The following is a 12,491-nucleotide window of genomic DNA, read 5'->3' as shown; positions in this document are numbered from 1 at the left end:
ATGACGTGAAAACTCAGCTTCTTGGAGAAGTCGGGTATCTGAAGCTGCGAATTAGATTCGCCAGATTTTTGTCAATTCTTAAACAACTGGAAACAATATGTTTCCTCAATTTGATAGCTGAATTTTTCCCTTTTACCAACAAGTACTGGCTGAAGCTGAGGTCATTGTTCTTAAATCGCCTGTAAACGCAGCTGTGTATTGATAAGGTGATGCACCATAGCAATTCATGGAATTTGTATTAGTGCCACGAGGAGTCCACCATGACTGAGCTTTCACAGTTAAATTTGCCCCATTCCATGATAGATGATTGACAAGTAAAGAGTTAGTTTGTCCATTATCTGCCTTTTTAGAAGAGAAAAATGTGGCATAATCAACCTGGCCATTAGCTGGATTAATCCGGGCTATCACTGCGGCTTTTGGCCCACCTCCATAACCATAGCTAGGCAACCACCGACCACTGGCAAAACGGCGAAAATCATTACCTGTCTGAGTGCCTGTGGAAGAGTAAATGCCATATAAAACATCATTTCCATTCCAGTACAATCCGTAACCTGTACCATCGTCATTTGTTGTCTCGTAATCATTACGACACCATGCTTGTATCCCATTATTAAAGCGGACAGTTACAGGGTTTTTGTTATTTGATAGTTGCTGATAACCAATGTAAATTCTTGCTGTTCCATTAACTACTTTGGGACCATTTTTAGCTGCGATTGTCGCTTCACTATCATTGCAACTGAATGTCACAGCATTGCCGATCGATGTATTGATGGTTTGAGCTAAAACTGGAGCAGTTTTTTGTGTGAGAACTAAATCACCTACTAAAATTACAGACAAAGAAATGCCCGCAAAATACTTTTGTAATTTGCCAAAATAAATCATGTTATGAATCTGCCGAGACAAGGAACGGAAAACACCGTACCACTATAAACTCTAATCAGTATTTATACAAGCAAATGGCTTGAAAATACTGCTCTGCAAGACTCTCAGCATTACAAAATGTTAGTTATGACTACAAAATGCCCGATCTAATATGCGTGATGATGCATGATAGTAGCTGTATATAATTGTTGTTTATCAAAGAGCATTAGTAAATATAAAAAATTGCAATAGGTTATGCTTTACCATAAACAATTGCAGTAATATAAAAAATAATTTTAATCAGCTAAGTGCCTTTGTTCGTTGCCTACATCCCTTGTAAGAACATTGTTTTCCCTCTGTTTTATGCTTTTATCCGGGCTGTATTAGATAGTTTTAGGATTTTTATCTGATGCTTCTCCAGCAGCAGCTTTCAAGCGGCTCAATCTGCTTTTGCGAATCCGTTCACTCTCGCGAACCCCACCCGCCATTTCATATTCGCTGCTATCTTTGCCATATTTAAAAGCAACCCCTCTTACCATTTTGTCTGTAAGATTACGTAGAGTTTTCTCCATCGTATCAATTTTAGTTTTAGAAGAATCAATTACAGTTAAAGCAGTGTTATAAGCATCAAGCATGGTTCTTAGCTGTTCAATTGCTTGACTCAAGTTTTGCAAATCGCAATCATCACCAAAACTCATATTTGAATCAATTGCTTTTAGTCCAGCGGATCTCAACTCAGCTTTTTCGAGAACACGGGATGTACGTTTTTTACGAGACATCAATATATTCCTTCGAGAGGTTTATAAAGCTACTTTGGCTTACTAAAGCTGTTTTTTGGCTCAGTAAAATTAGTGATAATTATATTTGTTAAGAAAAAACCAATTAATCTGAGTAATTTCTCTTGATTTTCAGTTTCCACCTGTTTTTCTTTGCAATTGCTTTAATGTTGATGATGAATACTGCAATGTTGATGAGAAATATTGCACTATTTATGAAGAACGTTACAATGTTGATGAGAAATATTGCAATATTTATGAAGAACGTTGCAATGTTGATGATGAATATTGCAATGTTGATGAGAAATATTGCAATATTTATGAAGAACGTTGCAATGTTGATGCGAATAACAACCGACATAATCTAGCGGTATACATTCATCACCCAATGTTGAAAATTCTTGCCTCGATAGCCGCTATTAACCCAAATTGTGACATCCTCACCGACCTAAAGGCGCTCTTAAGAAGGAGTAATGAGTAATAAGTAATGAGTAAATACCCATTTTTCATCCACTCATTACTTTAAAGCATTGCGTGAAGCACGGGGCTTCTCTACGAGACGCTTCGCGAACAGACCAAAATATGTGGTGATTAGTTGATAGCAGAGATGCCTACAGCAACGCATACATCAGACATAAAAAGCAAGCTAAAAGTATCGGTATTTACAACAGTCAATCCATGTACTACTGTTAGCTGATATAACTTATACTTTAAGTCCTATAGAGTCTTACGATAATCCTATCTGATAGTATACTAGATTAAAAAGAGCGATCGCTAGATGTTATCAACTCCATAGTAACCGCCAAGCAGGAGGAAAAATATTGTCTACAAAGTTTGATATAACTACAGATTAGATATGAATTTTCAAAGGATATTAAGTAAATAATAAGGCGTTGCATAATGGCGGTATGAATCATACTGAAACTGGAACATCCCAAAACTTGAGATAGTGAAGTAGCAATCGAATCGAGTATTTCAGCATTTGTGCTGATTTGGAATAACATAGCGTTTTTCGATGCAATCGAGCGAGATAGTGGCGCAACCGGGTGTTTTCCCCCTCAACTCGTGTCATGTAAGTCTTGCTCACAATCTGGTCGCCCTCTGGAATAAAGCCTGGATAGACCAACCATCCATCCGTGACATAGAAATAGCACTGCCAAGTACCTACAATATCCCATAACGGTCGAAAAGTTTCGGCGCTATGGTCGCCCAAAACCCACGCTAAAATACCTTGTGTGAAGTGGTTCACTGCTGTCCAAAGCCAAACTTTGTTTTTTTTGAGCCGACGAACGTTTCTAGTTCATCGAGTTCGCCAACTTCTGGAATTGTCTCTGGATCATAAACATCAGGTAGCAGTTCTCCTACAAGTTTTACCCAAGTAATCAATGTCGTGTGATGCACACCTTTGACCCGTTCAATGCCACGAAATCCCATACCATTAACGTACATTTTCAGGCATTCCCGTTTCACTTCATCACTGTATCCTTGAGGTGGTTCGTACCGATCAATAAATTGGCGATCGCAATTACAGCAAATGTGATTCTGTTTACCTCTTTTATTTCCGTTCTTACGGATATGAGACGACCCACAACGCGGACATTCCATCCAGTTTTACCTCAATTCATACCGCCATTATGCAACGCCAATAATAAGTTAGATAAATATGGGGATAAAAATTAGATGATTGGAGTTGCGATCGCAGGTACTGGATTTGGTCAGAAAGTCCACATTCCCGGATTCCAAGCACATCCTCGCACTGAGGTAGTTGCTGTTTATCACCGAGATATAAATAAAGCCAAAGCTATAGCACAATCCCATAATATCACCCACGCTTCCGACTCACTTGCAGATATTGCGGCATTACCAGAAGTGCAAGCCGTCAGCATCTCTACGCCGCCCTTTTTGCACTATGAAATGGCAAAAACCGTATTGCAAGCGGGAAAACATTTATTACTAGAAAAACCGACAACTTTAAATGCATTTGAAGCGAAAGAACTTTATCAGTTAGCTAAAGCAAAAAGCGTGATTGCAACTGTAGACTTTGAATTTCGCTTTGTCCCAGCATGGCAATTGTTTGCAGAATTGTTGTCAGAAAAGTATGTGGGTGAGTTACGCCTAATTAAAATTGATTGGTTAGGTTCTTCTCGTGCTGATGTTTCACGCCCTTGGAATTGGTATTCTGATAAAGAGAAAGGAGGCGGTGCATTGGGATCTTTGGGTTCTCACGCCTTTGATTATATTCACTGGTTATTTGGGCCAGTGCGGAGATTAAACGCCCATTTAACTACTGCTATTCCTACACGAGTTGATCCGATTAGCGGGAAATCTAAAGCAGTGAATACAGATGATAATTGTATATTAACGCTGGAATTAGCCAATGGTACACCTTGCCAACTTTCTATCAGTGCAGTTGTTCATGCAGCAAGAACCCATTGGGTAGAAGTATATGGCGATCGCGGTACATTAATTGTAGGTAGTGAAAATCAAAAAGATTATATACATGGTTTTCGTGTTTGGGCTTCCCAACCAGGTAAACCTTTGACGGAAATAGAAATACCAAATCGATTAATTTTTCCCAAAAATTATGCTGATGGGCGCATTTCAGCATTTATCCGCGTAGTAGACCAATGGGTGCAAGGAATTGACCACAGTCACGAAATTATACCATCACTACGCGAAGGAATTTATTCTCAGTTGTTGATGGATTTATCTCATGAATCGCATCAAAAATCAAGTTGGTTAGACGTACCTAGCTTAGAAGAATTTCTGAGGAACTAGAAAACAAATGAGCAAAACTCCCCGTATTCGTATCCCGCCGGAAGTCAAAAAATATGTTTTTCAACGCGACCAATATCAATGCCGAAGTTGCGGTAAAACTAATGTAGAAACTAACCTCAGCATCGATCATATTATTCCCCTCGCTCGTGGGGGTCAAAATGATATTAGCAATCTCCAAACTCTCTGTTTTACCTGTAATCAGCAGAAAACAGATAATCTCGATCCGCGTTTCCGGCGATATTTTCAGCTTTAGGTTACGATGGGATGAGCTATTAGTTTCTCTCTCATTTCTATGCCTCAAAATCACAATAGCAATTTCCTAATATTTCTCAATATTAGAACTACGCTTTTTTACTTATTCACTGTCATAGCTATTTTAGTAGTAGCCTTTCCCTGGCTATATGAGATTAAAACGAAAGCTGGGATCGACATATCACCTGGACGCCATGCAGGAACATTTTTTGAAAAACATACCCGTGGAGTCTTCAAGTGTGAGTGGCTTTATCCCTACCATTGCGATCGCTCCCACGTTAGATGAAGAGTGCTGAGTTCCAAGTGCCTCGGCTTAGAGTTGAAAGACCGCCCACAAGGGGCGGGGCTTTTACCGTAGTACGGAAGTAGTGAGTACTTCTTAAATTTACTCAGCACTGAGTGGATGAAATTTTGATCCAAAAATTGACCTCGTTCCCAATCTTTAGCTGGCAACGAGGTTTTGACTTAAGTTGAAAACTATAGCAGTCGCCAAAGCCGTTAGGACAGTTTGCGGGAAACGCGTCTTCAACAGCGTACTTTGTGATTTTATTGCTGTCCTAAGCTCCCTGTCCGTTGCTATATATCGGACAGGCGTTTTGCAAATCCCTCACGCCCTCATCCCCTAACCCCTTCTCCCAAAGGAGAAGCCAGGGTGGATTAATTGTCGAGAGAGAAAATATAACATAGAAGGATGATTCCTTAAGAAAAACACGGTTCTCCCAGAGGAAAGTTAGGAATGAATTTAATCGAAGCAATCCAAGGGGTTCCCGATTATCGACATGCTAGAGGTATTAGACATAGACTTTGGATAATACTAACTATAGTTTTGTTAGGTAGTTGTACAGGATATTGGGGGTATAAACCTTTAGCTGAGTTCACAAAAAATCATCGATTATCTCTAATCAAATTATTAGATTTATCTCCAGATATTCAATTTCCGTCAGCATCAACATTCAGAAATATTATGATGTCAATTGATTTTCAGATATTAGCTGAACTGTTTAACGTCTGGGCAGAAAAGAGTTTGCCAATTAATTTCAAAGAATTATTTGCCATCGATGGGAAATGTATTAAAAGTACTGTAACCGGGGGAAATCAATCCTATCAAAACTTTGTGAGTATCGTTTCAGTTTTCAGTTTATAGTCATCAGCAAGGATGGGTAATCAGACATCAAGCTATGGAAAATAACAAAAACAGTGAGATTAGTGTGGTAGAAGAGCTAATTAAAAAGCTTTATGGGCATCATATCGTGATTACAGCCGATGCACTACATTGCCAAAAAAAACTGTTGAGCTGATTATCGAGGGAGAAAATGACTACATTATTACTATTAAAAGAAACCAGCCAAATCTCCTGAAAGTAGCTACTGAGCTAGCTGAATCCTCAATCGCTATCGATACCAATTACCATGATGAAAATTTACATGGACGAAAGACTACTCGTCAAGTCAAAGTCTATCCAATTCCATTTGAGTCACTACCTGATTGGGTTGGCGCTAAAAGTTTAATTGAGGTTAACAGATATGGAACTCGACCTCAAGGATAGAATTGTCGTCGCCAGATTGTTGACTATCATGAACAACACTTTTATTTAAGTAGCTGAAATTATTCAGCTTCAGAATTCGCGGAGATTATTCGTGGTCATTGGTCAATTGAAAATCAACTTCATTGGGTCAAGGATGTAACTTTAAATGAAGATAACTGTATTCATACTGGCGGTTTTTCACCAGCTAATTGGGCGATGGTCAGACAGTTTTTAGTTTCCCTGGCTCGTCAGTTAAATTGTCGGACTCTTCCCGAAGCGTTAAGGCTGATGGCTAACCAACTTCAAATGATTTTTGATGCGCTATTTGACCACTCCGACTCCTTTTGCCCAATGCCTGTGAGTCCAATGGTCGAGTGAGAAAACTTTTTCTCTCCCGACAATTAATCCACCCTGCCTTCTCCCAAAGGAGAAGGGGAATTGAATGTCTAGCCCCCCTCTCACTCACGGATGGGAGAGAGGGCAAAACGTTGACACCAATGTACTGCTGTGCGCCACTACATCTATTTCAGCTGATTTGAGATCGAGCTAACATCAACGGCTAACTTTTTACCTAACTTGAGCAACTGAAGACACTGATTATCTGCTTCATTACCAACGCTAGTAATACACACTAGCGCTATCTGACTTTGCAGACAGCTAAAATATAGTTCCTGCGATCGCTGTAGGGAAATATCAATATTTAGTTGATCCCCGACATCAATCAATCGCTCCAATAGTTGGATATCTGCATTAAAGCTACCATTGGCATCGTGCAACAATTGCCAGAGCGATCGCGCAATTAACTGTTCTAACATTTGCTTGCCGTCAGGAATATTCAGCCGACAACGCAGATGTTTTGCTTCAGTTGCGATCGCCTCTAATTCTAGGATGTGATTCCAACTCTTTTGGGGATCGGCAATCTCTTGTTCAAGCGATCGCAATGTCATCAGACAGCGATGCCCTAAAGCAATATCTGCTGCCACCTGCAATTCTTGGGGTACTGCTAGTTCATCTCGATGAAACGCCATCAGCACACCATAATTATCACGGTAGGCTTGGGTATACAACTGTCCTAAACGTGCCAGTGTTTCCTGACTCAGCAGCCGCATAATCCGGTGGCGTTCTTCAGCAAATAGATTTTGCAAGCTGAAAGCTTCTTCTCCAAATAGCTGCGTCATCGCCAATATCGTATGAGCCGCACTAGCTTGTTTTAGCGCCCCAAACAGCTTTTCTTTTAATTTGCTGTAGTCACGCCGCCCAGTAAATTGTTGAATGCCACAGTGGAAATCCCAGCCTCCCAAATGCAGAACCGCAAATACCAAATGCTCACTTTCCCAAGTAATCTCTGATACCAGCTTTAAATTTCCCACAGCCAGAGTTAGCGATCCCATGCGTTGCAGTTGGTAATCTAGCTCATTAGCAGCATAGCAATAAACCCGCTTCTGGTAACGCTGAGACTGTTTGTCAACAGCATCTTTTCTCGGTGGCGTTTCTGCTGGTTTCTGATTGGTAAACAGCGAAGTAATAGCGTAATGGGCTGCAACTTGCTTAAAGCCAAGTTGGGCAGTTAACACTAGTTGCCGATAAATTTCCGCACCGTGTTTGAACTCGTCTACATTACTGGGGGCTAAACCTAGATGTTTGACGAAGCCTTTTTCCAGCTGCACGCCAGCCACTTCCCCTGCCAATTCCAAAGCACGGGCAGCGTAGCGCAGAATTTGTGTCCCTTCTGGACGGGAAATTTCTTCAAAAAACCAACCGCAACTAGTGAACATTAACAAAGCGTGACGCTGCATTTCTAATAGGCGTAGTGCGTCTACTTGTTCGGCTGCGGTTAGTTTGTGGGTTTGATGACGGGCGAGGAAACGGTTGACATTGGTAGCAGAGCGATCGCGCATTACTTGGATATATTCATCTCGCGCTAGCCAAGGATCGCGAAATAACTGTCTGCCATGTTCCTGATACACCTCAGTTAGCTGATCCCGCAGCCAATTTAGGGCATCCCGCAGGGGACGACGCCATTTCTGATGCCAAACTGAGCCTTCCCCACCGCAACCACAGTCATCCTCCCATCTGCCGACACCGTGGGCGCAACTCCAGGCTGTGACTGACTTTAATTCCACTTCCCAACTGGGAGAATTTAAGCTCAGGTAGTGGGCGAAGTTCGTTACCGTCCAACCCTGTTGGGGAAACTCTTTGGTAAAGGCATAGGCTAAAGTTTTCTCTGTTCCCTTTTTGTGATGCCCAAAGGTTTCCCCATCCGTCGCCACCGAAATTAGCTGTGCTGGACGATGATCCCCACGCACCGCCGAACCAATCCGGCCGGCAAAGTGACTGGAATTATAAACGACATCACTAAAACCCATATCCCGCGATATCGGCCCATCGTAGAAGAAGATATCAATGTAGGGTAATTCTTCTGTACTAGCATCCTTGGGGCTAGTGGCGATTGCACTCAGAGGTGAAGATGAAGTGTCTAATGTGGGCTTCAAATAACAACGATAAGGACGAGTAGAATCAATCTGACTACCGCCGACTTCGATCCATTCAGGATGGGGACGATCTGGAGTGGGGAGGGGACGGCAACGCAGTGCTTGAGATGGTGCCAGGACAATGAAGCGAATACCCTCAGCCACAAGAGCTTCTAGGGTGGCGTAGTCTACAGCAGTTTCCGCTAACCACATTCCTTCGGGATCGCGGCCAAAGCGGGAGCGGAAGTCTTCTTTACCCCAGCGAATTTGGGTATATTTGTCGCGCTCATTCGCCAGAGGCATGATGATGTGATTGTATACTTGCGCGATCGCATTGCCGTGACCATGCAAGCGTTGGCTACTTTTGGCATCCGCCTCTAAAATCCGCTGATAAACTTCCACATCGTAGCGTTCTAGCCACGACATCAGCGTTGAGCTAATATTAAAACTGAAATGTTCGTAATTATTGACGATCCCCACCACTTCACCTTGGTCATTTAAGACTCTGGCAAAGGCGTTTGGACGATAGCATTCCCAATGAATCCGCTCATTCCAGTCATGGAAAGGTGCAGCGCTCGGTTGGCGTTCAATTGCGTCCAGATAAGGGTTTTCCCTTGGTGGCTGGTAAAAATGACCATGCACCGTCACATAAACACCATTAGCCTTGTTCAGGGGATCGGTTTCTTTAGTGTTATTGGGATCTGAATGTAATGTTAACGTTGAGCCAGAGCTAGCTGGCATTTCAGCAGCAGAAGTCATGTATATTTATCCAAAACAAAAAACTTACAGTTGCACCGAAAACATTGTGCATAAACCTTTCTACAATAGTTTTCACACAAAATCCGGTATAAATAACAACTATGATATCCAACTAAATTTTGACAAAGCTGTTTTATTGTAGTGGGAAATCTGCGTTATCGCACAGCCCTTTCCCTGAAGGCTTAAAGTAATTAGCCATTAAACAAAGCCTTAGTTAGGGGTTTTCTCTTCTTAAGCGCCAATCAAAAATTTAATTGTCTTTTAATATATTAAACCCCATTTTTGATGTAATATTTTGGCTCAAATTCATAGTTTTGCAACAAAAGATTACGAGAACTCATTATATCGCAATTTTGCTTTACACAACATCCACAGCGGTGAACGGAAAACAGTACAATCTCTGAATTGTTCTACAGGCGGTTGAGAGTATCCTATGGGAGTGCTGAATCAAAGTGATTGTTAATTCAACACTCCAAATTGAAAACTTAGGATTGCTCGCTGTGAATGATACCCTCAACTTAAGACAACAAATGTCAACCAAAAACATTATTCTTTTCGCTTTACTACTGTTTATCCCGGTTTCTGTAGCAGCCCACTTTCTGGAATGGGGAGAATTGACAGTTTTCATTACAGCTGGATTAGCAATTCTGCCCTTAGCAGCTTGGATGGGTACAGCTACAGAAGAAATTGCTGTCGTAGTTGGGCCATCGCTGGGGGGCTTGTTAAACGCCACATTTGGCAATGCTACAGAATTAATCATTGCCCTAGTAGCCCTGAACGCTGGGTTAATTGATGTAGTCAAAGCTAGTATCACGGGATCGATTATTAGCAACTTACTACTGGTGATGGGTTTTTCCATGCTTTTGGGAGGACTGCGCTACAAAGAACAGACATTTCAGCCAATTGTGGCGCGGGTGAATGCTGCTTCGATGAATTTGGCAGTGATTGCCATTTTGATGCCAACAGCAATGAACTATACTTCTCAAGGAATTAACGAACAAACATTGCAAAATCTGTCTATTGCTGTTGCCGTAGTATTAATCTTGGTTTACGCCCTAACACTGCTATTTTCGATGAAAACCCACTCCTATCTTTATGATGTGGGTGTAGCGGAGACAGAAGAAGAGGAAACTCCTCACGCGAAACCAAATATGATGTTGTGGGTTGGTGTCTTGCTAGTATGCACCTTACTAGTGGCACTTGAGTCAGAAATGTTGGTAGATTCTCTGGAAGTAGCCACATCTCAGCTAGGTTTGACGGCGCTGTTTACAGGGGTGATATTAGTTCCCATCGTCGGTAACGCGGCTGAACACGCCACAGCAGTCACCGTGGCGATGAAAGATAAGATGGATCTTTCCCTTTCGGTAGCTGTGGGATCGAGTATGCAGATTGCCCTATTTGTCGCACCTGTATTGGTAATAGCAGGGCGGATATTAGGTAAACCAATGGATTTGGATTTCAAGCCCTTTGAATTAGTTGCTGTGGTTGTGTCAGTGTTGATTGCCAACAGTATTAGTTCCGATGGTAAGTCCAATTGGCTCGAAGGTACTTTATTATTGGCCGCTTATACAGTGTTGGGGTTCGCCTTCTACTTCCATCCAGTTATGGAAGGTATGGGGTAGTACAGCAAGGCGGAAGTCAGCCCCTTTGGGGAAGTCAAAAGTTCACACTAAGCGGAGTCGAAGTGTCAAAAGTTAAAAGTCAAAAGTTTGTATATCAAGGCTTTTGCAAGTTTTCAAGTGGCGGCTTGATTTCCGCCGTGCTGTACTAGTTAGTAGTGGGACGCCGAGTAGCCCATCGTAGAGATCGCTCATATTTTAACGGATTCGCAAAAGTCTCCACCCTTAACGCCAGTAAAATAAAGAGATATAAGAGCGATCGCCTGTATGAGCTACTGCCTTAATCCCCATTGTCCCAAGCCGGAAAATCCCGATCATGTCAATTTTTGCGTGACTTGTGGTTCCAAGTTACTCCTCAAAGAACGTTACCGTGCTATCAAACCAATCGGACAAGGTGGTTTTGGCAAAACTTTCTTAGCTGTGGATGAGGATAAACCCTCAAAACCACGCTGCGTAATTAAGCAATTTTATCCCCAATCCCAAGGCACTAGCACTCTGGCAAAAGCCGTAGAGTTATTTAACCAAGAAGCAGTGCAGTTAGATGAATTGGGCAAGCATCCCCAAATTCCCGAACTATTGGCATATTTTACCCAAGAAAATCGGCAGTATCTTGTACAAGAATTTATCGACGGGCAAAACTTAGCCCAGGAATTGGCACATAAAGGTGCTTTTAGTGAAACGCAAATCTGGCAACTATTAAACGATTTATTGTCAGTGTTGCAATTTTGCCATGCCAGACACGTCATTCACCGCGATATTAAGCCAGAAAATATTATTCGTGAGAGCAATGTCGAACGCAAACTAGTATTAGTAGATTTTGGTGCGGCTAAATCTGCCACTGGCGCTGCCTTAAATAAAACTGGTACTAGTATTGGGAGTCCAGAATATGTTGCGCCAGAGCAAATGAGAGGTAGGGCTATTTTCGCCAGCGATATTTATAGTTTGGGTGCGACTTGTATTAATTTATTAACAGTGCGATCGCCCTTCGATTCTTATGATACCAACAACGATACTTGGGTATGGCAGCAATACTTGCAAACTCCCGTCAGTAATGAGTTGAGTCGCATTCTCAACAAGATGCTAGCAAGTATCCCAATTCGGCGTTATCAAACAGTAGACGAAGTTCTCAAAGACTTAAATAAATACTCGCCAGCAGCAGCAAAACCAGCAATAGCACTAAAGCCTATCCCTCAATCACCACCAAATTCTCCACCCAATTTTGTATTGAAATCTCCTAGTCAAATTGATCTAGAATTAGAACAAATGAAAACCCAATTTTTGGGTAGTAGCAAACCTCAAACAAATAAAATACAACCACCAAACCCAACGCCTCAGACTACTAGTACAAACAAAATAGATCAAGAATTAGAAGAATTAAAAGCTAAATATCTTGGTAATAATAACCCTTAAAATCAAGAAAAAATAGAGAATCGCTATTATCCTCCTCTCT

Annotated in this window: 12 protein-coding genes; 8 read left to right on the top strand and 4 right to left on the bottom strand. The window is 41.7% G+C overall.

The window, feature by feature from the left end; all coding sequences use genetic code 11:
- Positions 1-132: 132 nt before the first annotated feature.
- The 3 genes from QUD05_RS24660 to QUD05_RS24650 form a co-directional block, all read right to left on the bottom strand.
- Positions 133-882, bottom strand: a complete 750-nt coding sequence (locus QUD05_RS24660; protein WP_289798389.1) for a hypothetical protein — start codon at positions 880-882, stop codon at positions 133-135.
- A 362-nt stretch (positions 883-1,244) separates the two neighbouring features.
- A complete protein-coding gene (locus tag QUD05_RS24655) occupies positions 1,245-1,640 on the bottom strand; it encodes a hypothetical protein (protein WP_289798388.1) in 396 nt (131 codons plus the stop codon).
- A gap of 910 nt (positions 1,641-2,550) precedes the next feature.
- Positions 2,551-3,242 (bottom strand): IS1 family transposase gene (locus tag QUD05_RS24650; protein ID WP_289794349.1). Its coding sequence is split into 2 segments (ribosomal slippage): positions 2,551-2,918 and positions 2,918-3,242, totalling 693 coding nucleotides; the frame shifts between segments, so codons are not numbered across the junction.
- A gap of 75 nt (positions 3,243-3,317) precedes the next feature.
- Between QUD05_RS24650 and QUD05_RS24645 the strand changes: the two genes are divergently transcribed.
- The 6 genes from QUD05_RS24645 (at position 3,318) to QUD05_RS24620 (ending at position 6,570) form a co-directional block, all read left to right on the top strand.
- The gene (locus tag QUD05_RS24645; RefSeq protein WP_289798387.1) at positions 3,318-4,415 is read left to right on the top strand and encodes a Gfo/Idh/MocA family protein; all 1,098 of its coding nucleotides are present in this window, start codon (positions 3,318-3,320) and stop codon (positions 4,413-4,415) included.
- 7 nt (positions 4,416-4,422) lie between these two features.
- Positions 4,423-4,668: an HNH endonuclease gene (locus QUD05_RS24640; protein WP_289798386.1), complete on the top strand. Its 246-nt coding sequence runs from the start codon at positions 4,423-4,425 to the stop codon at positions 4,666-4,668.
- Between the two features lie 39 nt (positions 4,669-4,707).
- The gene (locus QUD05_RS24635; RefSeq protein WP_289798385.1) at positions 4,708-4,953 is read left to right on the top strand and encodes a hypothetical protein; all 246 of its coding nucleotides are present in this window, start codon (positions 4,708-4,710) and stop codon (positions 4,951-4,953) included.
- A gap of 450 nt (positions 4,954-5,403) precedes the next feature.
- Positions 5,404-5,811: a transposase family protein gene (locus tag QUD05_RS24630; protein WP_289795575.1), complete on the top strand. Its 408-nt coding sequence runs from the start codon at positions 5,404-5,406 to the stop codon at positions 5,809-5,811.
- Positions 5,812-5,940: 129 nt separating this feature from the next.
- Positions 5,941-6,213 carry a hypothetical protein gene (locus tag QUD05_RS24625; protein ID WP_289794483.1) on the top strand — a complete coding sequence of 91 codons (273 nt, stop codon included), beginning with the start codon at positions 5,941-5,943 and terminating at the stop codon, positions 6,211-6,213.
- Positions 6,214-6,408: 195 nt separating this feature from the next.
- Positions 6,409-6,570 carry a hypothetical protein gene (locus tag QUD05_RS24620; RefSeq protein WP_289794484.1) on the top strand — a complete coding sequence of 54 codons (162 nt, stop codon included), beginning with the start codon at positions 6,409-6,411 and terminating at the stop codon, positions 6,568-6,570.
- Positions 6,571-6,713: 143 nt separating this feature from the next.
- Here QUD05_RS24620 and QUD05_RS24615 read toward each other — a convergent pair whose 3' ends face one another.
- A complete protein-coding gene (locus tag QUD05_RS24615) occupies positions 6,714-9,422 on the bottom strand; it encodes a DUF3536 domain-containing protein (protein WP_289798384.1) in 2,709 nt (902 codons plus the stop codon).
- 530 nt (positions 9,423-9,952) lie between these two features.
- On the opposite strand from QUD05_RS24615, the gene cax reads away from it, so the two are divergent.
- Positions 9,953-11,044: a calcium/proton exchanger gene (cax, locus tag QUD05_RS24610; RefSeq protein ID WP_289798383.1), complete on the top strand. Its 1,092-nt coding sequence runs from the start codon at positions 9,953-9,955 to the stop codon at positions 11,042-11,044.
- A 264-nt stretch (positions 11,045-11,308) separates the two neighbouring features.
- Positions 11,309-12,451 (top strand): serine/threonine-protein kinase, encoded by a 1,143-nt coding sequence (locus tag QUD05_RS24605; protein ID WP_289798382.1) that lies wholly within the window; start codon positions 11,309-11,311, stop codon positions 12,449-12,451.
- Positions 12,452-12,491: the final 40 nt, after the last annotated feature.

The organism is Nostoc sp. GT001 (assembly GCF_030382115.1).
GTDB lineage: Bacteria > Cyanobacteriota > Cyanobacteriia > Cyanobacteriales > Nostocaceae > Nostoc.
The sequence above is the reverse complement of the archived record's forward strand: the minus strand, read 5'-3'. Positions and strand labels throughout refer to the sequence as shown.